The sequence below is a fragment of the Pantoea sp. C1E2 genome (genome assembly GCF_056491465.1).
The window spans coordinates 1869344-1890767 of sequence record NZ_JBSZHT010000002.1; the positions used below are offsets into that span (position 1 = coordinate 1869344).

Consider the following 21424-nt stretch of genomic DNA (forward strand, 5'->3'; position numbering starts at 1 on the left):
TAAGATTCCTCTGATCATTTAATAGGGACTTAATATGAAGAAATTATTTTTTGTTTTGGTATCTCTTTTCATGCTTTCTGGTTGTGCTAACAGGATTGACTATAACCAAAAGTCACTCAGCCTATCTTTGGGTATGTCCAAGCAAGAAGTGCAGTCGGTGATGGGGCAGCCGCGCAGAACTGATGTTAACCAGGATCGTGAGCGCTGGATTTACTGGAATCCTGTAATGGTTGGTTTCACTCCAGTCGATAATGAGCAATTAGCCCAAAGATAGGCTGGTGGTCACATTTGTTGGAGGTAAGGTCACTAAATGGGGTAAGCAGACTCTTTCAGATGACATCATGGAAAACACCCAGAAAATTTATCAGCAGGGCATAAAGGCCTATACGCCGCCGCCCACTACGAACTGATTAACTCACTAAACCTCGCCACGGCGGGGTTTTTTATTGCCCGGAGTTTTTATGGCCAGCAAGTCACTCGGTACACTGACTATTGATTTGATCGCCAAAGTGGGCGGATTCGTATCAGGGATGGATAAAGCTCAGCGCGCTTCATCTAACTGGGCTAAGCAGGTTCAAAAAGATGCAGCTGCAAGCGCTGCTGGTATCCTTGCAGCTGGTGCAGCAGTGCAGACACTTGCAATTACTGCTGGCACTGCTGGATTTGCGTTGCTGAAATCAACTTCAGAACAGATTAATGCAACAGACCAGTGGGCTAAATCGCTTAAGATGTCCACGCAAGAGCTTCTTGCATGGCAGTTCGCCGCTGAAAAAGCAGGTGTGGCCGGTGACAATATGGCTGACATCTTTAAGGACCTCAGCGATAAAATTGGTGACGCCGTACTGAATAAGTCTGGCGAAGCGGTTGATGCACTTAATTCTCTTGGATTATCCGCAGAGAAATTATCGAAGGTTTCGCCTGATAAGCAGATGTTAGCCATCGGCGAGGCACTGGGGAAAATAAGCACCAACGCCGGAAAGGTGACAATACTTGAAAGCCTGGGTAATGACCTTTCAAAACTATTGCCTCTATTCGATAACAATAATGCAAAATTAACTCAGTTTATCCAACTGGCAAAAGACTATGGTGTAGCACCAGATCCAGAGTCTATTAACGATTTAATTAAGGTCAACGATCTCTTCCAGGATATGGAGGCTCAGGTTAAAGGCCTGAAAATGGAGATTGCGGCAGGGCTGGCCCATGTTGACCTTACGCCACTAAACAACTCTCTTTCAGATATTCATGACATCCTTACCGATCCAGAAGTATTGCAGGGCATAGCTGGACTTGTAAGTGAAATAGCACAACTTGCAGGGTGGTTGATTAAAGCAGCAGCCGGAGCTGGTAAGCTTGCATCAGCTTCCAGCAACAGAATGGCAGCGCTTGGCAACAATGTCGATATGGATAACCCTGACCAGATTCAGGCAAGGATCGACTGGCTTAAACAAACCATGCAAGGTCGTTCTAATGGAATGTATGACTCGGGACAAACATTCCTAGGATGGATAACAGGATATGATGACAGCTTAAAAGCTAAAAGTAATGAAATAGCATCATTAACAGCTCGTTTAGATGAGTTGAACAAATCGAAAAAGGCTTTAGAAGTTCCAGATACCGTAAACTCTGGCACAGCCTCATCTCTGCTTGATTTTGGACTTTCCCCCGGAGAGACAAACGGGAAGCCCACTAAGCAAAAAAAAGACACAGCAGCGGCCAAGCTTGAATCTGCGTTTAAAGCAACTGAGCGCAGCTATATGCGCCAGATTGAACTGATTGACACCACTGGAAAGAAAGTAAATGTGGTGACTGAGCAGCAGAAACTTCAGTTTGATATTGCAGACGGGAAATTAGAAGGGCTTAACGAGACTCAGAAAAAGCGACTTGAATCCCTAGCTACTGAAATAGACCGCCTCAATGCACTTAAGAAAGCCAATGAGGAAAACGCTAAAGTTGCTACGTTCGTTGCCAACCTTAAGGCTGGTAATGATAACGCTCGTTCTGATTTAAATGTTGAAACGCAGGGCTCCGGACTTGGTGACACCCAGAGGGAACGGCTGAAAGAAATGCTTAGCATCCAGAAAGAGTTTCTGGATAAACAGCGCGATCTTCAAAACCAGTACCAGTCAGGAGACATTTCTAAATCACTCTATGACCAAGAGACTGAAGCGCTTCAAAAAGCATTAGACCAGAGATTAGAAATTCAGAAAGATTTCTACAAATCATCTGACGAGCAGCGTGATGATTGGTCCGCTGGGATTAGTAACTCGCTGGCTAACTTCGTAGATGAGTCATCAAATTATTACCAGCAAGCTGGTGATGCCATGACTTCGATCCTTGGCGGTGCCACGGACTCAATTTCTGAAAACCTTGAAGGTTTGATTTATGGCACAGAGTCACTGGGAGATGTGTTCAAAAACGTATTTTCCGACTTAGGTAAGACCGTTATTGAAACGCTGGTGAAAATGGCCGCTCAGTGGCTTGTATATCAGGCTGTTCAGTTGGTGGTTGGCAAGACAGGGCAAGCATCAGCGGCTGGAATGATGACTGCTAATGCTCAGGCTATGTCGTTAATGGCACAAATAAGCGCGTTCGCTTCGACTGCTGCCATTCCTATCATTGGACCCGCATTAGCTCCAGCAGCAATGGCTACAGCTGCAGCTGTTACAGAACCGCTGGTGGCAGCCGTGTCAGCTTCGTCTCTACTGGGCATGGCGCACGATGGTTTGGATGCAGTTCCCGAAACAGGAACATGGCTCTTGCAGAAAGGTGAACGTGTAACTACGGCACAAACTAGCGCGAAACTGGATGCAACGTTGGATCGAGTTTCCAGCCAGTCAACCGGCCAAAGTATTTACAGTCCCCAGATAAGCATTCCGATTAATGGCAATCCGTCTGATTCAACAATTGAGCTAGTAAGAAAGGCTGCTGACGAAGGAGCCAAGCGGGGTTATCAAATGGCCGTTAATTCAGTCGCTTCTGGTCAAGGCAATCTTCACAAAGCTTTGATGACAAAAACTAATGCGGGAAGGAAGGTAAGGTAATGCCCAAGCAAACTGACTTGAGTTATCCGCATGAATATCTGAGCTTACCGCTTCAGGATGGATATGGCTTCCAGCCAATAAGCCCATTGCTGAGAACTCAGTTATCTTCCGGCAGACCCAGACAAAGACGCCAGTACACATCAGTGCCTACTCAGGCCAAAGTAGTCTGGATGTTTGATAACGATGCTCAGTGCCAACTCTATGAGGTGTGGTACCGCGATGTTATTGCTGATGGCGCGGCTTGGTTCAATATGAAGTTGCGTACTCCTCTGGGAATCGAAGTTTATGTGTGCAGATTTGTCGATATCTATGAAGGTCCAACACTTCAGAGTGGTAACTATTGGCAATATTCAGCAACTCTGGAACTGTGGGAGCGCCCAATTCTTCCTCATGGCTGGGGTGATTTTCCTGACCTTGTGATTAACCAGAGCATTATTGATCTGGCGATGAACAGGGAGTGGCCAGAGGCTTGAATGATGTAGTTTTCGCTTTAAAATAATCCGTGTCGATGTGTGGGAAAGTCTCTATGCCTTCCCGTAGCCGGGGAGTGAAAGAAAGCGCGGAATAGCGATCCTGCCGGTAGAAAACACCCACATTCGACACCAATTTTTTAGGTCACCTTCGGGTGGCCTTTTTTATTGGGCAAAATATGACCGTACTTAACCGGCTTTATGCTTCATCCGGTGAAGAGGTAATCATTGATACGCTGCAGATAGACGTTGGCGACAAGACGTTCTGGCTGACAAAGGGTTTCGATGACATTACCGCCACTTTAGAGGATGGCAGCACAGTTACCTTCATTGCCTGCGGCATCGACCTCGCTCTACCGGCCAGGAACGCCGACGGCACTCAGGATCTGAAATTCGCCATAAGCAACATTACCGGGGTTGTCTCAACTGCCATCAGGCAGGCTTTGCCGGTTATTGAAAGCTCGCAGCTGACATATCGCTGTTTCACATCCAATGACCTTGGTGCTCCCGCTGAACGGCCGTTCTCTCTCATCATCAAGTCGGGATACTGGACCTCTACGCAGGTGCAAATAACCGCGGGCTACATGAACGTCCTCGATACGGCGTGGCCACGTTACCGTTACACGCTTAATTTCTTCCCCGGCCTTCGCTACATCGCCTGAGGTTTATCAATGCTCAACATCGACAAATACTTACCTGTCATCTGGCAGATGGGCGGGCGCGTATTCCCAATTCTCGACTGCTACGGACTTGTTCATGAGGTGCGGCGCGATTTAGGGCTTTCGGACTGGCCGGCCTTTGAAGGGGTCATCAAGGAAGGCGATGAAATGCATGCTGCCTGCACCGGTTTTCGAAGGAACGTAACTCAGTGTGAGGCAACGGAAGGGGCGGTGGCCGCGTGCTACAGAGGGAAAATGATTATTCACCTTGGCATCGTTGTGCGACTGAACGGGCTGCTTCACGTCATTGAGTCAAACCCAAAGAAAAACGTGACCATCCTGCCATTACGGCGCTTTGAGCGACAATACGCGCGAGTGGAGTATTACCAGTGACGATCCGCATTTATCCTTCCCGGCTACCGGGTGAACCGCTTGAAACGCATGAGCATGGTCAAATCACGTTAGAGGGCTGGCTGTACAAAAACGTGACCGGCTTCCGAACCGATATTGCCCAGCCGATAACGATTGATGTTGACGGGATTGGCCTTGCGCCGGAGCGCTGGGGAAAGTTCGTGATTACCCCAGACAGTAATGTCTGCATCTATCCGGTGCCGGGCGAGGGCGTATCAGCTGCAACCCTGATTGCATGGGCGGCTGTGGCGATCGCAGCGGCAGCGGCGGCTTACTCTATCTACATGGTGAGCACGCTGGACACTGGCAGCTCCAGCCAGGCCACTGGCGATTCTCTCGACCTGAATCCGGCGAAAGCTAACAACGTCAGCCTGGGTGACCCAATCCGCGAGGTGTTCGGCAAATATCGTGTCTATCCCGATTATGTTGTTCAGCCGATTTCCCGATTTGATGCTGATGATCCGGAAGTGTTTCGCACCAGCATGCTGCTATGCATTGGCGTGGGAAATTTAAGCATTCCACAATCCGGTAACGTATATACATTTGGTACGGCCGCTCTTAGGCCATCACAGTTGTATGCAGGTAATAGCTCAATCAGCACCTCAGATGCCACTCGCAAAACTGAGCCTAGAGAAATAACAAATGCAGAAATCGTGGCATTTGCGACGATCTTAAAACTCCCGGGAGTTTGGCAATGGCTTGATAAATATGAAGAAGAAGGGGAAAGAGCGAGACTTCACTCTGGTCCAACTGTACAGGCTGCTATAGCTATTATGCAAGCTAATGGCTTGGACTGGGAGCAATACGGTGCTTTTTGCTATGACGAGTGGGAAGATCAATTCACTCCTGTTTTTGCCACAAGAAAGGCAAACAAGGAGGTATCAGTAAAGGTTTATGATGATGAACAATCAGTTTCTAATGCTGTTCAACTTGTTGAGTATGAAGAAGAATATGATACCGGAGAGAAAGAACTAACCCTTGCGGCTGGTTCATTGTATTCGTTTCGAAAAGAGGAGCTCACATGGTGGTGCATGCGAGCTTTATACTCAAAATTAGATGATTTAGAGAGCAGAATCGAAGCCTTAGAGGCCAAATGAATTATGGCAAAGGAATGCCGAGTATTAATAAGTATCTGATTTATATTGATTATTTTTGTATATTACCATAAATAACGTTAAGATTGTGTGAGGGTATTGCATTATTTCTACATGCTTAATTACAATATACTTACGATACTTAATCTTGCTGCCGATGGGTTCAATATGGAAGTTGAAGCAGAGAATCATAGAAAAATAAAAATATTTGAAGATGAAAATTTAGTTGTGATTTTTATGAAAGGAAAAAGTGATTTCCTATTTGTGACGTTTGGTGATTCTGTTTCTTTAGCATCTGGGTTAAATATTTATGCTGAAAGCGTGGCGAAAAAACTGAATTATTCTTTGCTTGGCTTTATGGCAAAGGAAAGAAACTGGTATCCGAATAAATCTTTAGAAGATTCAATCCATAAATGTAGGAACATAATAGATAGTTTCAATTCAAGGATTGTTTATGGTGGGTCCATGGGTGGATATGCAGCAATTAAATATTCTAGATTACTGAAGGCTAATCAGGTAATAACTTGCTGCCCCCAATGGTCAATAGACCCTGAAGAATGTGGGGGGAAAAGGAATGGGTATGAGAAGTATTTTAAGCCGGAAATGAAAGGGATGGGTGTTAAAGTTGATGATTTAGCTGGGGACATTTACGTTATCTACGACCCACGACATCAGGTTGACTCCTTTCACTATTCAAGGTTTAAAAAGTTAAAAAAGGGCATCATGGCAGTGCATGCACCCTTTGTTAGGCATCATGCAACATCTGTGATAGCAGGTAGTAAAAATATGTCCGCCATGGTTAATGCAGTTCGGATGCGAGACCCTTCACTTATGCGCAGGATTGTATGCCAGATAAGAAGAAAAAGTATCGTAAGGCAGGATAATCTATTGAGGGCTTCATCGGTAAAGCACCCAATACTTACAGCCAAAATAATAAATAATTTAAATATTCGCACCGAAGGTGCTATAGACGCTCTTCAGAATATATTTGATGATTTATTAGATAAAGATAAGGTTGAAGATCTCATTAAGGTTGTTGGCATTTTAAAATCATCATATAAGCATGAGTTATATTCCAATTTCTTAGAAGAGTTAAAACTAAAGGTCGCTGGAAAGAAAATAGCTTCACACCATGGCTATAATTTATGTTATGACCCGTTATCTTTAAGTATAAAAGGTGATTGTAACATTGGTGATAAACCTAAAAGCGACATTTTGAAGGATATCTTTGTTGATTTAATGGATGGGGAAAAGTTTTGTTCAGTATCAATAAATGGTAAATTACATTTCCTGTATGCAGATGAGTGCTCTGTTGTTGTTGCAAGTGACAATGAAACCATTGATAAAGAAAGATTGATAAAGATGCATGAATTGAATGATTGTCAATATTGTCTCACTCACCGAGGTATGTACTTCAGTGCCAATCATACGGGAAATGTAAGATTGAACAGACATGAAGTAAATGAATGGGAAACCTTCCTTCTTACGTGAAGTTAAATAACAAACCTCCAAAGACCCTGGATACGGGGTCGATTTTGCGAACTAAATTCCCTTTCTCGCCAATTCCTTCCCGAATACACAAAAAAGCCCTGGCGAAGGGGCAGAAATGTACCGCGACTATCTTTTTGCAGACTCCGGGGTGGGTGACTAAAGGTTAGTCGCTCAAGCCGATCCCCTCCAACAAAATTCCCATACCCACCAACGACTTTACAAAAACCCCGTCCCGGCATCTTGAACGATTTCTCCTGACAAATAATACTGTGCACATATACAGTGATTTTAAGGAGAAAATGACCATGCCCCGCGAATACGACATCCCATACGCTTTCACGCTAGCCGTCATACTCAACGCTAGAGGTATGCAGGTTGTGAAAACTTCAGTGTTCCAAAGTGAACTGCACAAGCTAAATCACGACTGGTCTCTACAGCGATGCAACGAATGGATAACACGCGAGCAGACGTTCTTCATGGACATCACTGAAGGCGATTCAACCGATCGAACTTACGCGTTACGCAATATGGGGAGGGTGGTCTAATGGGATTCCCTTCCCCGGCAACTGATTACGTTGAAGAGCGCATTAACCTCAACCGGATATTCGTACCCAATCCGGTAAACACGTTCCGCATCGAAACCGCTACCGGCTTCATGCTGGTAGATGGCGCCGCAAAGGTTCGACCTGGTGATACTGTCGCGTTCCAGTGGGAGGGGAATCCCATGCTTGGCAAGTGGTACCCGAAGCACCTGATGACTGAAGACGGTGTGATAGAGGGTGAGCAACTGGAAGGGGTGATAGTGCTGGGTGCGATTACGGTGGAGGTGCTTACGCTGGATGAGAAGTGGAGGCCGACGATTTGAAAAATAAAAGCCCGGTACTGGTGGCAGGCCGGGCTGGCACAATCCTATGCCAAACATTTCCAATGAGCTAGTGATCAACATCACAGGGAATCGAAGTGACAATTAGATATTAGAGTGGCGCTACGGAAAAGCTAGCGAAGCGGGACATGCTGTCACCGTCATACACCACTTGATTTTGGGACCTGTCACTGGGGAGATGAAACTCCCGGCTCAAAAATTCTTGGCAATCAGCACAACCAGTTACCTGGTTAAGTAGAATGGGCGGAGTTCTATCTTTGATGAGAAGATGCGGAAACAGAACGGCGATACTGTTTTGCGGGATTTATCGGGCATGTATGAATGGGGGCACGCTAATCTGCACCCTAGCCGGATCATTACCGATGACGGTCTGACGCTGGAAGACGATCTGCTTGAGGATGTGACTGTGGTGAGAGTGGTGACGCATGATGTAACAGCTATTCATGAGCAGGATGGCTAACCAATTTGAAGCTGAAAAGCATTAAGTAACATAATGCATTTCAATGGGATTAATCTTGATCTTGTAGAGCTGCTAAGGATAAGCTGCCCTTTTACTTATAAACACATAGGATGTTTTAATGAGTACTGCAAAATTTCACAATTTCATTGTCCACCAAATAATTAGGGACAGTAACAAATACGCCATTCTCAAGCCAAGGGGTAGTGAAAATCAGCTAGACGACATGACTAATGAAGTCGGCAGTAACCTTCTAAATCTATTCAGCAAGACCGGATTGCAAACTGGATCTTTTGGGCAAGATAGTGGTAAACCGAAGTTTGAACAATCCTTAATTAAACATTGCGGTAGAAAGGATGCTTTTTTCGAGTTCACAAATTTTCGGCAAATGACAATTGATCTTGCCCGCATACTAGAAGGGAAAATGAATGTTGGAGCGGGTAAAAATGCAAATCCATGTTATGTGGTCTTTTATCATCACTCAGTGGATTCAAAAAGCTACCTAACAGTTATCACCCTACTTGAGACTAAAGGGTTTACTTTGAGAAATCTTTCATTTAAGCATATCGAGCGATTAGATATGGATAAACTTCATTTAGCAGCAAGGATTAGACTAGATGATTGGGAAGAAGAAATCGAAGATCGTTATATTTCGTTTAGAATTGGCAGAAATAGTGAAATGCGTGACTATTTCAAAGGGTTTGTAGGTTGTGAAGAATTTACTGAGGCTAAAATAGAAACCAAAAACTTAGTTGATGCTATCAAATACTGCTGCAACAAAGTTTATGAAAATGATCCGGATAGAATTATTGGAACACTTGAGTTAGCTGAAAAATTTTGCAAAACCAACAAAGACCATGACGGGAAAATTGATATTATCTCGTTAGGTAAACATCTTTTCCCTGATGATGATGATCTTTTATTGGAAGTTTGCCAGAGCGACGAATATAGATTAAGTGAAAGAGTAAGTATTGATAACAATGGGCTTAGAGCACTAGTTCGTTATCGGGGGCAAGATAAGAACATGACAATTAGTTTTGATGCTGACCTTTTATCTTCAAAGGTGGTAGAATATGATGGTAAAACTGGTGTGTTAACTTTCAACAAAATACCAAAATCTCTAAGAGATAGTTTAGATAATAAATGAGGGTGCTTTAATGGATGAAATGGCGAAACTATTGAGTCTCAAGAGAGTGATAGACAATTCGACTAGGCAAACCATTAAGCAAGATGGCTTAGTTGAACTTGAACTTGACTTTTCGCCTGTTTCATTTGAAATCGCAGTGAACGCATCAGCTAATGGATTAACTGAGGAGTTATATTCATTTGTTCATAATGGAAGATCGCACGATAGAACTCTTTGTAAGTGGGATGAAATCCCTGCACCAATAAAAGCACTAAATCTTAGATCCATATATGTTCAGTTTAATTTAAAGCAATTGAGACAGGAGCGTATACATGTGTATCAGGATGAACGAGAGCTTGTGGAACTTTGTCCGATGGCTCCTGAATACTTCATGCTTATAAAGCTGTCCCTCAATTCAGATAAATGTACTATTTGTCCAACTGACTATAATAAAAATGAAATTCTCAGATATTTTCAATTGAAAGAATTCTGGGGTCTTCTTACTTCTTTTTCTGACGATGCAAAAGATAGTGAGATTACTTTTCTGTATAAGCAAAAAATAGTAATAAAGTTAAACTATTCTTTTGACGATTTATCAACTGAATTTGATGGCATTTCTAGGTTGATGGAAATAAATAAAGAGGATAGTCATGCAGATGCTAGAAGAAATATAATGCAAAACACCTTATATTCATTTCTATGGAAAGAGGATAAACTCGACTGCCTTAAAGTATTATTAAAAAGGTTTACTCTTTTTGTTAAAGCCTTTGAAGAGAATTACCGAGCTTTTACTGTTGGGTTTAGCTTCGATAGTGTTCGTAAGGAGTATGTAGAAAAGTTTCGCGAATATCTCTCAAAGATGAATGGCATGATTTACGAGTCATTAACGCGTGCGCTGGCGATACCTATTACTGGATTAATCGGATTTGTTACAATGAATAGTGGTGACAGTTATAAGGCTATGTTACCAAATCTTGCCGCTTTGATGCTCGTTGTGTTTTCAACGATGGGAACTCATTACTTAGTTATTTTTCAGATGAAAATGGTGTCTGTTACTCGAATTGAATTTGATGCTCTATTCAATGATATCAAATTCGAACTTAAAGATGTAAACATGGATGACTTGGAAGTTAAGAGCTCACAGCTTCATCAACAGGCGGACAATGTTTCAAAACTATTGCTGTCAATTTATGTGGTTGCAATAACAAACCTCATAATAAATAGCATTATGTTTGTGATATCCTCGTTTTGAAAATATTCATAATATGAGCGAATTCTTCACATTAAGTCTATGAAAATATTAGAAATATTATAGCAATAAATTATGAAATTAAAACGTATCCTTCTGTATTCTAAGTCATTCACCGCTGATTTAAAATCCCTCGGCTTATGGCTGTGCGGGTTCAAGTCCCGCCCCGGGCACCATATTTAGTCGTCGCTAAAACCAAATAAAAGCAATATGCAGTAATGTCGTGACCGCCCAAGGGCGGTTTTTTTGTGCCTGTTACATCGCGCCTGATTTCAATTCCAGATATCAATCCTCAATATCAGATGCTCGTTACCATTGCTCAACGGCTCAACGGCTCAACGGCTCAACGGCTCAACGGCTCAACGGCTCAATCAGCATCAGGCTTGCGGTTGCCCAACAGGCCCTTTGCTCATCGGCCCGCCCGGAATAGGCTGCTCAGTGGGCACATTGGGACGTCCATCTGGCCCAATTGGCCTTTCGGATTGCTGGCAGCCTGTTAACGTTGCCAGACAAGTGATAATCAGCATTCCACCGAATAAACTCTTCATTAATCACGTCCTTTATTTGGGCAACCGAGCGTTGCTTCCTAAGCGTAGTTGATATATCGCTGACGAAAGCCCATAAAAAAAGCTGCCATCTCGTTGAAGATGGCAGCTTAGAGAAAAATCAATCTGGACGAAGTGACTCAAACTCACTTCATTAAAATCATCACCCCAGATTACCGCTCAGGCGGTCGCGGAAATCGCTGCTGCGGTTATCCAACCCGATAACCGTGACCGTCGCACCATGCCGTTGATAGCGGTATTCAATGGCATCCAGTGCCGCAACGCTGGATGCATCCCAGATTTGTGCATGGGTCAGGTCAATGGTGACGGTTTTCGGATCGTGTCCGTAATCGAAATGCTCGAATAAATCGTTACTGCTGCCAAAGAACAGCGGGCCACGCACCGTGTAATAGACCTGTTCGCCATCATCGCTTAGCTTGCGTTCAGCATGGATAACATGAGCAATACGACGCGCAAACAGCATCATGGCGAGGATCACGCCAATCAGTACGCCCAGCGCCAGGTTGCCGGTCCAAACGGTGACCACCACCGTTAGCACCATCACCGAGGTTTCTGACCATGGCATGCGCTTCAGCGTGGCGGGTTGCAGGCTGTGCCAGTTAACGGTTTTCACTGCCACCACCATCATGATTGCGGCGAGCACCACCATCGGAATCTGCGCCATGATCTGACTCAGCCCGGTGACCAGCAACAGCAGCACAATACCCGCCGCAATGGTGGAGATGCGCGTGCGTGCTTTGCCCAGCTCAACGTTAACGATGGTCTGACCGATCATGGCGCAGCCAGCGATGCCGCCATAAAAGCCTGCCAAAATATTACCGACGCCCAGAGCCCAGGACTCGCGGCGCTTACCGGAAGGCGTGTCAGTGATATCGTCCACCAATTTGGCGGTAAGCAGAGATTCCATCAAACCTACAAAGGCGATACTCAGGGCGGTTGGCCAGACAATCTGCAACGTCTGCAAATTGAACGGCACAAGCAGCGTGGTGAATCCAGGCAAACCGGAACTCATTGGCCCCTCATCGCCCACGTTAGGCACGCGATAACCCAGCAACAATGCCACACCGGTGACGGCGACAATGGCCACCAGCGGTGACGGAACGCTTTTCAGGATTTTGGGTAACAGCAGCACAATGGCCAGGGTTACGGCGAACAGCACCCACACCAACCCAGATTGTCCCCAGACGTGTGGAACCTGCGCGAAGAAAATCAGGATGCCCAGCGCATTCACAAAGCCCAGCATCACCGAACGTGGAATGTAGCGCATCATGCGGGACAGCCCGGCAAGGCCAAAAATAATCTGAATAATACCGCCTAGGATCACCGCAGGAAGAATGTATTCCACGCCGTGCGCGTGCACCATCGGTCCAATCACCAGCGCCACCGATCCTGCGGCTGCCGTGACCATGGCGGGGCGGCCACCTAAGATCGACAAGGTCAGGCACAGCACCACCGAAGCGACCAGACTCACTTTGGGATCGACACCCGCAATAACAGAGAAGGAGATCACTTCTGGAATCAGCGCCAGGGCGGTAATCACCCCCGCCAGACACTCACGGGTAAGCAGCGCAGGCGAGCGTAATACGCTGCCCACAGTAATATCGTTCGCCGCAGGGGCGTGTTCTGAAGATTGGCTCATAGATGTGCAGGCTCTTTTATTATTTTGCGCATGCCGTCACGGCACGGCAGTAACCAGTTGGACACTAAACGCGGATGATGTTAGCGGGCATTGAGAGATGAAGCTAGCGGGAGAGTGTAGAAGAGAGCGATTCCGTCCATGGAATCCGGTATTACACCGAGAGATCGTCAGGCGTTTTATTAACCACCAGTTCGAGCAGATGACGATAAATATCCAGCTGAATCACATCGCTTTCCATTTCAAGGCGATTAATCAGCGAAGCGATAATGGCTTTATTGGTGACCGGCATGCCGGCTTGCAGGATTTCAGCAATGATCTGCCCGAAAACTTCCATCTCGGTACTGTCGCTGTTACCTGCGAGTTTGAAGTAGTCAGCGATAGCGACACTGCTGGTGGCGGCGTTTTGCATGTATGAAGCCCTTCAGATCGGTCTGATGGCAACCTGGCCTTCAGTTCCATGATGAAAAAACATACGCGCGGACAGGCGCGTAAGACCCTAACTCATCAACCAACGCAAAAAAGACACCTCTGAAGGTGGAAATCCAAAAACACCTTCAGAGGCGACGCAAAGTGCATCATTCGTTACGGAGCCGTTAGCCAGCTCACGGGAAGTAAACTTATACAATGAGAGTTAACTTGTACAATGATTTTTTTAAGGAATTTGTGCTTATCTTTGTTTATCAATGGCTTAATTGAATCAGCTTAAGGTAAACTTATACAAAATAACTGTACAGGGGTGAGTTTTAGGACGGGTTGTATCGTTTCGAGGGAAAAGTGGTAAGGCTGCAAAGCACCAACTAAATTGCTTATGTAAGCAAACTTTTCTTCAGGCCTGCGCTTTGTTTATAATAACGCAATTGTTTAGTTAGCTATCTAACCATTAGGCTACTACGTTTTGAGTGACTATCCACAACCTTTTTCGCGTTTATTACATCTTACGGCACATGCATGGCGGCTGGCGGTCGATCGCCGCCTTAAAGAAAGTGGCTTAAGTATGAGCAGCTGGATGGCTATCGCGACAGTGGCAACGGCTGCGGAGCCGCCGACGCAGAAAGCCCTGGCCCAGCTTTTGGGATTAGAAGAAGCGAGCGTGGTGCCACTGGTGGATCGTCTGGTGAAACAGCAGTTGCTGGCGCGTGTTCAGCCGAAAGAGGATCGCCGCAAACGTCTGCTGGTTCTCACCGAGCAGGGGAGCGTGGCGTTTGCCGAAGTGAAAACCCAGGCAGACAGCTTGCGCGCGCAGCTGCTGGCTGATATCGACCCCGAAGCGCTGGCGGTGACCGAGAAGGTGCTGCAACAGTTATTGGCGCGATTAGGAAGTATGTGATCGTGGCAAAACGCAATCCCTATGCACAACGCGAATGGCTGCCGCATGAAAAACCGATGCTGCCGGGTTCACCTTCCACTCCGATCCACTCGCCCTCGAAGCGTGTGGCGTTTGGCATTATCGGACTGCTTATCTCCATTACCGGCGCGCTGAGCAATGCGCTGGTCACCGCCAATCTGACCAACCTTCAGGGCACTTTTGGTGCTTATAGCAATGAGATTGCCTGGCTGCCGGCGGTCTATGTGATGGGCAATATCTCCATCAACCTGTTGCTGGTCAAATTCCGCCAACAGTTTGGCCTGCGGCTGTTTACCGAAGCCTTCCTGGTGCTTTACGTCATTGTGGCGTTCTTCCATATCCTGGCTAACGACCTCAGCTCGGCCATTATTGTGCGTACTGCACATGGGATGGTCGGCGCGGCTCTCAGCTCGCTCGGTATCTATTACCAAATTCAGGCCTGGCCGGCGAAACACCGATTGAAGGCACTGGTGATCGGCATTACCGCTTCGCAATTGGCGATCCCGCTGGCTCGCTTGTTCTCAACAGAATTGTTGCAGCTGGAAGAGTGGCGCGGCCTGTATCTGTTTGAGCTTGGGCTGGCAATGATAGCGCTCGGCTGTGTTTTGGTGGTGAAGTTGCCGCCCGGCGATCGTATCAAAGCCTTTGAAAAAATGGATTTTGTCACCTTTATCCTGCTGGCGCCGGGCATGGCATTGCTGTGTGGTGTGTTGTCGCTGGGCCGCATTGAATGGTGGTTTACCACGCCGTGGTTGGGCATTTCATTGGCCATCTCGCTGGTGCTGATTGTCGCGGCGGTGGTAGTAGAACATAACCGCGCGAATCCGTTGATCAACACGCGATGGCTGAGCAACGGCATGATTGTGCGGCTGGGCATTGTGATGATCATGATGCGTATCGTGCTGGCCGAGCAGAACACCGGTGCGGTGGGCTTCCTGCAACAGCTCGGGCTGCTGAATGACCAGATGCGCGGGCTGGCGTTAGCGATCATCGCCGGGGTGATTTTTGGCATGATCGCCAGTGCGCTTACCATTAAACCCACACATCTCAGTTGGCCGATTGTCACCTCGCTGGTGGTGATGATCATCGCCTCGTATATGGATGCACAATCCAGCCCGCTGACGCGCGGCGACAATCTGTATGTCAGTCAATTTCTGCTCGGTTTCAGCAGCGCTTTTTTCCTCGGGCCCGCGATGCTGTTAGGGATTGGCGGTGTGGTGACGCAACCGAAAAATCTGGTGAGTTTTGTGGTGCTATTTGGCATGAGCCAGAATCTCGGCGGGCTGATTGGCTCGGCCATTCTGGGTACCTTCCAGACCTGGCGCGAGAAGTACCACTCCAGCCTGCTGGGCGATCAGCTGTCACAACTCGATCCCAATGTCACCGAGCGCCTCAGCCAATACAGTTCACTGTTCAGCAGCCAGTTGCCCGATAACGTGCTGCTCAGTGCGCAAAGTAGCAGCCAGTTGCAAATCGTGGCCACGCTGCAGGCTAACGTATTGGCTTACAACGATACCTATCTACTGACCGCCGCGTTGGCGCTGATCACCCTGATGTGGGTGTTGTGGCGACTGACGCGGCTGCGTTACATCAACTGGCGTCAGGCACGCCGTACTTTGACGGAACAGCGTCAACAAGTTTCAAACCCGACGGAGAATTCATGAGCCAACAGGACGATATTCAGGCTGCGGAACGCGAACGCGCCAACCGCCGACGCATTCTTTCCATCGCTTTCGGCAGCGGCATTGTGATTGTTGGCGTACTGGTGATTTTATACGCCTGGCAGCTGTGGCCGTTTACCAGCACTATTCAGTCTACGGAAAACGCCTATGTGCGCGGTCAGGTCACCTTTATCAGCCCACAGGTGAGCGGCTATCTGACCGATGTCAACGTGGTGGATTTGCAGCCTGTGACTAAAGGGCAGTTGCTGATGACCATTGACGATCGTATCTATCGCCAGCGTGTGCATCAGGCGCAGGCGCAACTGGACATGAAAATCGCGGCACAAAATAACAACCAGCAGCAGCGTCGCAGTGCCGAGGCGAATATTCTCAGCAATAAAGCTGCGCTGGAGAATGCTAAAGCGCAGGCGCTGAAAAGCAGTCTGGACCTCAAGCGTGTAGAGAACCTGGCAGCAGATGGATCGCTATCAGTGCGCGAGCGTGATGCATCGCGCGCGGCCAATGCGCAGGCTCAGGCGCAACTGCGTCAGGCCGATGCGCAGGTTGCGGTGTCGCAGCAGAGTTTACAAACGGTGATTGTGAATCGCGGTTCACTGGAAGGGGATGTGGCAAGTGCCAAGGCGGCGCTGGACCTGGCCAATATCGACCTGGCCAACACGCGTATCATCGCGCCCGACAGCGGGCAGCTGGGGCAATTGTCGGTGCGTAAAGGCACTTATGTCACGGCGGGCACGCGGCTGACTTCTGTGGTGCCGGACAACAAGTGGGTGATCGCCAATCTGAAAGAGACACAGCTGGCACGGGTGCGTCCGGGCTTGCCGGTGACCATTCGGGTTGATGCGCTGGATGGCAAGCGTTTTAACGGCCGGGTGGAGTTTATTTCACCTGCCGCGGGTTCTGAATTCAGTGCCATTTCACCAGATAATGCCACCGGTAACTTTGTCAAAATCGCCCAGCGCATTCCGGTGCGCATCCGTATTCTGGATGACACGGAAGGATTGCGTCCCGGTATGTCGGTTGAAGTCAACATTGATACCGCAGCAGAGCCGCACAAGGATGCGCCATGAAGCGATTATTCCTCGCCTCACTGATGGCGCTGATGGTCAGCGGCTGTGCTACAGAAGTGGAAAAAGCCCCGACCTCCTTACCGATTCCGGATAGCTGGCGCCAGCAGGTGGGCCCTTCGGCAGCACCGGAAGCGCAGTGGTGGCAACGTTTTGGCGACGATAACCTTAACCAGTTAGTCAATCAGGCGTTGCAACACAACAGCGATATCCTGATTGCCCGCTCACGGGTCGATCAGTACCGTGCGCAATTGCGTGCCGCGCAAGGCGATAATTTCCCCACGCTTTCGGCGGGCGTTGCCGCCACGCATCAGCGCGCGTTGTCAGCTGTAACCGGGCAGCCGTATGAAAACGCGGTATTCCAGGGGCTGTTGCAGGCTAACTATGAGGTGGATCTGTGGGGTAGCCGCAGCAACAGCATTCGAGCCTCGCAAGCGTCACTGGATGCTCAGCGTGCCGCGGCTTCGGCGGCGGAATTGACCGTCGCCAGCTCGGTGGCCTCCGGCTACCTCAGCCTGTGTGCACTGGACGAGCAATTGCGCGTCACCGAAGCCACGCTGGCTACGCGCGAAAACTCGCTGAATCTGGCGCAGCGCCAGTTCGAAACCGGCTATACCTCGCGCCTGGAGTGGATGCAGGCGGCATCAGAATATCAGACCGCCAAAGCGCAGGTGCCGCAGTTACAGCATCAAATTGAGCAGCAGGAAAATGCGCTGAGCGTGCTGGTAGGGATGAATCCGCGAGAGATTGCGCGTACCCGCAACTTCGACCACATCAAACCGCAAACGCTGCCATCGTTGTTGCCGTCTCAACTGCTTAACCGTCGTCCGGATATTGTGCAGGCGCAGCGCCAGCTGATTGCAGCGGATGCTTCGCTGGCCTCAGCGCAGGCGGATTTATTGCCGTCGCTCAATCTGACGGCGACCGGCACGCTGGAAAGTTACCAGCTGCATCAGCTGCTGGATAATCCGTTCCGCCTGTGGAGTATCGGCGGCAGTATTCTCGCACCGTTGTTGAACCGTGAGGCACTGACAGCGCAGGTGGATGTGGCGATGGCCGCCCGCAACCAGGCGCTATATGGCTATGAAAAGGTGGTACGCAGTGCCTTTTCGGATGTGGACAACGCGCTGGATGCCATTCGTCGCAGCCAGGAACAGCTAACGGAATTGCAGAAGCAGGAAGGCTATGTGACAGAAGCGTACCGCATCGCACGTAATCGTTATCAGAACGGTTACGCCTCGTATCTGGATGAGCTGGACGCTCAGCGCACTCTGTTTAGCACTCAGCTCAACATCGTTTCAGTGAAAAACACTCTGCTGCTCGCACAAATCGATCTTTACCGATCGCTGGGTGGCGGCTGGCAGGGGTAAACATCATGCCGCAAATCGATTTTGCGGCAGATTTTTCGCTGTAAACCCGGCAAATTCTGCTTTTGCCACGAAGTGGGGCGGTTCTTAAGTCATTCGTGCTTTTTTTTACTTGTCTTTACATATAGTGGTATTATTCGCGCGCTTTACAAAGTCTGAACGGATCAGTGCAAGTTTAATCACGCACACGGTCACCATTTGTGGTGATTGGCTACGACAGGGGAAACAAAGGAAATGATGAATAAAAAAGCGGCGCTTGCCTTAATCGTGACAGCGGCATTAATGACCGGTTGCGCACCGCGCACCGCGCCGATTCAGAACGTGAGCCAGACCGTAGGGCAAAGCTACACGGACAGTCAAATGCAGCGTGCTATTGTTGAAGCCGGTGCGGCCAACCACTGGGTGATTTCTCCAGCAGGCCCAGGCGTGATGAACGGCCAACTGTCCGAGCGCGGTCATACGGCCGATATTCGCATTACCTACACCGCGAATAGCTACCGCATTGATTACGTGAGCAGTACCAATCTGAAAGCGGGCAGCGGTCAGATCCATCGTAATTACAACCGCTGGATTCAGAATCTGAACCAGGGTATCCAGACGCGTCTTGCGGTTCAGGCCGTAAAATAAGCGCCAGGTGTCATCGCTGACATAATGTTTTAAAGAAAGCGCTAATACTGCCGAAAGAGAAAACAGGCGGGCCATGTGCCCGCCTTATTAATCGGCGACATCCGCATGAGACGGATGACGGACTCGAACGCAAGCAGGGAAGGGATGCCGCACAGCGAAAGTCTGACCATCCCTGAGGCTGAAGAAAGAATACAGGTATGAAACTCGCTTACACTCTGGTTGACTGGCACGCGATTGCACCGGGTCACAGCACTGCCGATGAGTGGCAGCACTGGGCCAGGCAACTGCCTGCGCTGGACGCCACCTTACCGATCGCCAAACCCCAATTTTTGCCGATGATGACTGCGCGTCGCCTGAGTGCGGGCAGCCGTGCAGCTGTGGAGTGCGGACTAACGCTTCTCGCGCGTCAATCGGTGGATGCCATTGTGTTCACCAGCCGCCACGGTGAGCTGGAGCGTAATCTGCGCATACTGACGGCGTTAAAAGATCAACAGGCGCTGTCGCCGACCGATTTCGCCATGTCGGTGCATAACTCTGCGGTGGGCAGTTTAACCATAGCGGCGAAACAACCGCTGGTCTCTTCATCGATTTCAGCGGGAATGGACAGTTTTCAACAGGGGTTACTTGAAGTCACGGCTCTGCATCAGGCGGGTTATGCGCAGGTGCTGCTGGTGGATTTCGATGGCGTCGTGCCCGCCTATTATCAGCCCTGGCTACCCGAAATTGATCGCTTCAATGCGCCTTACGCGGTGGCACTGTTGCTGCAATCCGGCGATGAGTGGCGCTGTACAGCAGAATCTGCACGGCCTGAGCCTGAAGCGTTACCGCAAAGTCTGCAATTCCTGCGGGCAATGCTGCGGGATGACGCGCGAATGACGATTGCCGGTGAACGTCACCTGTGGCAATGGGAGCGCCATGATGGCGGATAATTCGCTTGCCCTGCGCTGGCGTGCTGGCTGTAACTTTTACTGGCGACTGGTGATGACCGCCGTGAGCTTTACGCTGTTCAGCGTGGGCGGTCTGCTGCTATCTGTGACGTGGTTTAACCTGCTACTTTTGATTCAGCGCGATGGCCTGCGTCGTCGTCAGATTGCGCGCAGCAGCATTGCGTGGAGCTTCCGCTGTTTCCTGCGTTTCTGTCGCTTTGTCGGTGTCTACGATTATCAGATTATTGGTGCCGAGTTGCTGCGCCAGGATCGCGGCTGTCTGATCGTCGCTAATCATCCTTCGTTAATTGATTACGTGATGATTGCCTCGGTACTGCCGGAAATGGATTGTCTGGTGAAGGCCGAACTGCAGCACAATATTTTTTTTAATGGCGTCATCAAATCTGCCGATTATCTGATTAACAGCGAGGCTGATACCTTGCTGCCGGATAGCCAGCAACGCCTTGCGCGCGGCGATACCATCCTGATTTTTCCTGAAGGCACGCGCACCCGTTACGGTGAACCGCTGAAGCTGCAACGTGGTGCCGCCAATATTGCGGTGCGTGCCGGATGCGATCTGCGCGTGGTACATATTAGCTGCACCCAGCGTATGCTCGATAAGCAAAGTCGCTGGTATCAGATTCCGCTGGTTAAACCACTTTTTACTGTACGCGTACAATCGCGTATTGATAGCCAGGCCTTCAGTGAAGCCGATGAAGATGCACAGCCGCTCGCTGCGCGTCGGCTGACGCGTCACCTGCAACAGGCACTGGTCCCTGAAGAGACAAAGTAAGTTATGCAAGCACTGATTGACGACATCAAACTGATGATTATCGACACGCTGAATCTGGAAGATATCAGCCCGGACGATATAGAAACCGACGCGCCTTTGTTTGGTGAAGGGCTGGGACTCGATTCTATCGATGCCCTTGAGCTGGGACTGGCGGTGAAAAATCGCTTCGGCGTACAGCTTTCCGCAGAAAGCGAAACCTTACGCGCGCACTTTTTTTCCGTGGCCACGCTGGCCGCGTTTGTAGAACAACAGCAAGCCTGAGAACAGTCAAGATGATGAATAAAGACGAAATTTACCAGGAAGTGGCCTCGCTGCTCACCTCGCTGTTTGAAATTGAAGCCGATGATATCCGCCCGGATGCCCGCCTGTACGAAGACCTCGAACTCGACAGCATCGATGCGGTCGATATGGTGGTGCACCTGCAAAAACGTACCGGCCGTAAAATCAAACCCGAAGCCTTCCGTGCCGTTCGCACCGTGCAGGATGTGGTGGACGCTGTCGATCAACTGATGCGCGACGAAGCCTGATCCCCGG

At 48.8% G+C, this 21424-nt stretch carries 23 protein-coding genes; 20 read left to right on the forward strand and 3 right to left on the reverse strand.

Annotated features, from left to right (window positions below):
- Positions 1 to 34: 34 nt before the first annotated feature.
- From bamE to ACXI0A_RS09155, 11 genes are all read left to right on the forward strand, one after another.
- Positions 35 to 274, forward strand: coding sequence for an outer membrane protein assembly factor BamE domain-containing protein (gene bamE, locus ACXI0A_RS09105; protein WP_479485242.1), 240 nt, complete (start codon positions 35 to 37; stop codon positions 272 to 274).
- Between the two features lie 187 nt (positions 275 to 461).
- Complete coding sequence (locus ACXI0A_RS09110) at positions 462 to 3041, forward strand: phage tail tape measure protein (RefSeq protein WP_479485243.1); 2580 nt, start codon at positions 462 to 464, stop codon at positions 3039 to 3041.
- Complete coding sequence (locus tag ACXI0A_RS09115) at positions 3041 to 3514, forward strand: hypothetical protein (protein ID WP_479485244.1); 474 nt, start codon at positions 3041 to 3043, stop codon at positions 3512 to 3514. The genes ACXI0A_RS09110 and ACXI0A_RS09115 overlap by 1 nt, the downstream gene beginning before the upstream one ends.
- 176 nt (positions 3515 to 3690) lie before the next feature.
- A complete protein-coding gene (locus ACXI0A_RS09120; protein WP_479485245.1) occupies positions 3691 to 4173 on the forward strand; it encodes a DUF1833 family protein in 483 nt (160 codons plus the stop codon).
- Between the two features lie 9 nt (positions 4174 to 4182).
- Positions 4183 to 4563, forward strand: coding sequence for a nitrite transporter (locus ACXI0A_RS09125; protein ID WP_476149277.1), 381 nt, complete (start codon positions 4183 to 4185; stop codon positions 4561 to 4563).
- The gene (locus ACXI0A_RS09130; RefSeq protein WP_479485246.1) at positions 4560 to 5678 is read left to right on the forward strand and encodes a tail fiber domain-containing protein; all 1119 of its coding nucleotides are present in this window, start codon (positions 4560 to 4562) and stop codon (positions 5676 to 5678) included. The genes ACXI0A_RS09125 and ACXI0A_RS09130 overlap by 4 nt, the downstream gene beginning before the upstream one ends.
- Before the next feature lie 165 nt (positions 5679 to 5843).
- Positions 5844 to 7166 carry a hypothetical protein gene (locus ACXI0A_RS09135; RefSeq protein WP_479485247.1) on the forward strand — a complete coding sequence of 441 codons (1323 nt, stop codon included), beginning with the start codon at positions 5844 to 5846 and terminating at the stop codon, positions 7164 to 7166.
- 544 nt (positions 7167 to 7710) lie between these two features.
- Positions 7711 to 8031, forward strand: a complete 321-nt coding sequence (locus tag ACXI0A_RS09140) for a S24/S26 family peptidase (RefSeq protein ID WP_479485248.1) — start codon at positions 7711 to 7713, stop codon at positions 8029 to 8031.
- Positions 8032 to 8317: 286 nt separating this feature from the next.
- Positions 8318 to 8509, forward strand: a complete 192-nt coding sequence (locus ACXI0A_RS09145; RefSeq protein ID WP_479485249.1) for a hypothetical protein — start codon at positions 8318 to 8320, stop codon at positions 8507 to 8509.
- Between the two features lie 118 nt (positions 8510 to 8627).
- Entirely contained in the window at positions 8628 to 9653 is a 1026-nt protein-coding gene (locus ACXI0A_RS09150; protein ID WP_479485250.1) for a nucleoid-associated protein, read from the forward strand.
- A gap of 10 nt (positions 9654 to 9663) precedes the next feature.
- Entirely contained in the window at positions 9664 to 10884 is a 1221-nt protein-coding gene (locus tag ACXI0A_RS09155) for a hypothetical protein (RefSeq protein ID WP_479485251.1), read from the forward strand.
- Positions 10885 to 11258: 374 nt separating this feature from the next.
- On the opposite strand, the gene ACXI0A_RS09160 is transcribed toward ACXI0A_RS09155, so the two are convergent.
- The 3 genes from ACXI0A_RS09160 to ACXI0A_RS09170 form a co-directional block, all read right to left on the reverse strand.
- A complete protein-coding gene (locus ACXI0A_RS09160) occupies positions 11259 to 11429 on the reverse strand; it encodes a hypothetical protein (protein ID WP_476149268.1) in 171 nt (56 codons plus the stop codon).
- A 160-nt stretch (positions 11430 to 11589) separates the two neighbouring features.
- The gene (locus ACXI0A_RS09165; RefSeq protein ID WP_476149267.1) at positions 11590 to 13086 is read right to left on the reverse strand and encodes a SulP family inorganic anion transporter; all 1497 of its coding nucleotides are present in this window, start codon (positions 13084 to 13086) and stop codon (positions 11590 to 11592) included.
- A gap of 151 nt (positions 13087 to 13237) precedes the next feature.
- The gene (locus tag ACXI0A_RS09170; protein WP_476149265.1) at positions 13238 to 13495 is read right to left on the reverse strand and encodes a biofilm development regulator YmgB/AriR family protein; all 258 of its coding nucleotides are present in this window, start codon (positions 13493 to 13495) and stop codon (positions 13238 to 13240) included.
- 486 nt (positions 13496 to 13981) lie between these two features.
- On the opposite strand from ACXI0A_RS09170, the gene ACXI0A_RS09175 reads away from it, so the two are divergent.
- From ACXI0A_RS09175 to ACXI0A_RS09215, 9 genes are all read left to right on the forward strand, one after another.
- Positions 13982 to 14413 (forward strand): MarR family transcriptional regulator, encoded by a 432-nt coding sequence (locus ACXI0A_RS09175; RefSeq protein WP_476149263.1) that lies wholly within the window; start codon positions 13982 to 13984, stop codon positions 14411 to 14413.
- Between the two features lie 2 nt (positions 14414 to 14415).
- Complete coding sequence (locus ACXI0A_RS09180) at positions 14416 to 16095, forward strand: MFS transporter (protein ID WP_476149262.1); 1680 nt, start codon at positions 14416 to 14418, stop codon at positions 16093 to 16095.
- A complete protein-coding gene (locus ACXI0A_RS09185; protein ID WP_476149260.1) occupies positions 16092 to 17180 on the forward strand; it encodes an HlyD family secretion protein in 1089 nt (362 codons plus the stop codon). The genes ACXI0A_RS09180 and ACXI0A_RS09185 overlap by 4 nt, the downstream gene beginning before the upstream one ends.
- Positions 17177 to 18547, forward strand: a complete 1371-nt coding sequence (locus ACXI0A_RS09190; RefSeq protein WP_476149258.1) for an efflux transporter outer membrane subunit — start codon at positions 17177 to 17179, stop codon at positions 18545 to 18547. Before ACXI0A_RS09185 ends, ACXI0A_RS09190 begins: the two co-directional genes overlap by 4 nt.
- A 231-nt stretch (positions 18548 to 18778) precedes the next feature.
- The gene (locus ACXI0A_RS09195) at positions 18779 to 19171 is read left to right on the forward strand and encodes a hypothetical protein (protein ID WP_476149256.1); all 393 of its coding nucleotides are present in this window, start codon (positions 18779 to 18781) and stop codon (positions 19169 to 19171) included.
- 197 nt (positions 19172 to 19368) lie between these two features.
- Positions 19369 to 20100: a beta-ketoacyl synthase chain length factor gene (locus ACXI0A_RS09200; RefSeq protein ID WP_224929348.1), complete on the forward strand. Its 732-nt coding sequence runs from the start codon at positions 19369 to 19371 to the stop codon at positions 20098 to 20100.
- The gene (locus ACXI0A_RS09205) at positions 20090 to 20890 is read left to right on the forward strand and encodes a 1-acyl-sn-glycerol-3-phosphate acyltransferase (RefSeq protein ID WP_476151101.1); all 801 of its coding nucleotides are present in this window, start codon (positions 20090 to 20092) and stop codon (positions 20888 to 20890) included. The genes ACXI0A_RS09200 and ACXI0A_RS09205 overlap by 11 nt, the downstream gene beginning before the upstream one ends.
- A gap of 3 nt (positions 20891 to 20893) precedes the next feature.
- Positions 20894 to 21151 (forward strand): phosphopantetheine-binding protein, encoded by a 258-nt coding sequence (locus ACXI0A_RS09210; RefSeq protein WP_034820252.1) that lies wholly within the window; start codon positions 20894 to 20896, stop codon positions 21149 to 21151.
- 11 nt (positions 21152 to 21162) lie between these two features.
- The gene (locus tag ACXI0A_RS09215; RefSeq protein ID WP_100702745.1) at positions 21163 to 21417 is read left to right on the forward strand and encodes an acyl carrier protein; all 255 of its coding nucleotides are present in this window, start codon (positions 21163 to 21165) and stop codon (positions 21415 to 21417) included.
- Positions 21418 to 21424: the final 7 nt, after the last annotated feature.

Excerpts from the sequence above, each read along its gene's own strand:
- bamE (WP_479485242.1), top strand. The coding sequence starts at position 35 with ATGAAGAAATTATTTTTTGTTTTGGTATCTCTTTTCATGCTTTCTGGT.
- ACXI0A_RS09110 (WP_479485243.1), top strand. The coding sequence starts at position 462 with ATGGCCAGCAAGTCACTCGGTACACTGACTATTGATTTGATCGCCAAA.
- ACXI0A_RS09115 (WP_479485244.1), top strand. The coding sequence starts at position 3,041 with ATGCCCAAGCAAACTGACTTGAGTTATCCGCATGAATATCTGAGCTTA.
- ACXI0A_RS09120 (WP_479485245.1), top strand. The coding sequence starts at position 3,691 with ATGACCGTACTTAACCGGCTTTATGCTTCATCCGGTGAAGAGGTAATC.
- ACXI0A_RS09125 (WP_476149277.1), top strand. The coding sequence starts at position 4,183 with ATGCTCAACATCGACAAATACTTACCTGTCATCTGGCAGATGGGCGGG.
- ACXI0A_RS09135 (WP_479485247.1), top strand. The coding sequence starts at position 5,844 with ATGGAAGTTGAAGCAGAGAATCATAGAAAAATAAAAATATTTGAAGAT.
- ACXI0A_RS09140 (WP_479485248.1), top strand. The coding sequence starts at position 7,711 with ATGGGATTCCCTTCCCCGGCAACTGATTACGTTGAAGAGCGCATTAAC.
- ACXI0A_RS09145 (WP_479485249.1), top strand. The coding sequence starts at position 8,318 with ATGCGGAAACAGAACGGCGATACTGTTTTGCGGGATTTATCGGGCATG.
- ACXI0A_RS09150 (WP_479485250.1), top strand. The coding sequence starts at position 8,628 with ATGAGTACTGCAAAATTTCACAATTTCATTGTCCACCAAATAATTAGG.
- ACXI0A_RS09155 (WP_479485251.1), top strand. The coding sequence starts at position 9,664 with ATGGATGAAATGGCGAAACTATTGAGTCTCAAGAGAGTGATAGACAAT.
- ACXI0A_RS09160 (WP_476149268.1), bottom strand. The coding sequence starts at position 11,429 with ATGAAGAGTTTATTCGGTGGAATGCTGATTATCACTTGTCTGGCAACG.
- ACXI0A_RS09165 (WP_476149267.1), bottom strand. The coding sequence starts at position 13,086 with ATGAGCCAATCTTCAGAACACGCCCCTGCGGCGAACGATATTACTGTG.
- ACXI0A_RS09170 (WP_476149265.1), bottom strand. The coding sequence starts at position 13,495 with ATGCAAAACGCCGCCACCAGCAGTGTCGCTATCGCTGACTACTTCAAA.
- ACXI0A_RS09185 (WP_476149260.1), top strand. The coding sequence starts at position 16,092 with ATGAGCCAACAGGACGATATTCAGGCTGCGGAACGCGAACGCGCCAAC.
- ACXI0A_RS09190 (WP_476149258.1), top strand. The coding sequence starts at position 17,177 with ATGAAGCGATTATTCCTCGCCTCACTGATGGCGCTGATGGTCAGCGGC.
- ACXI0A_RS09195 (WP_476149256.1), top strand. The coding sequence starts at position 18,779 with ATGATGAATAAAAAAGCGGCGCTTGCCTTAATCGTGACAGCGGCATTA.
- ACXI0A_RS09200 (WP_224929348.1), top strand. The coding sequence starts at position 19,369 with ATGAAACTCGCTTACACTCTGGTTGACTGGCACGCGATTGCACCGGGT.
- ACXI0A_RS09205 (WP_476151101.1), top strand. The coding sequence starts at position 20,090 with ATGGCGGATAATTCGCTTGCCCTGCGCTGGCGTGCTGGCTGTAACTTT.
- ACXI0A_RS09210 (WP_034820252.1), top strand. The coding sequence starts at position 20,894 with ATGCAAGCACTGATTGACGACATCAAACTGATGATTATCGACACGCTG.
- ACXI0A_RS09215 (WP_100702745.1), top strand. The coding sequence starts at position 21,163 with ATGATGAATAAAGACGAAATTTACCAGGAAGTGGCCTCGCTGCTCACC.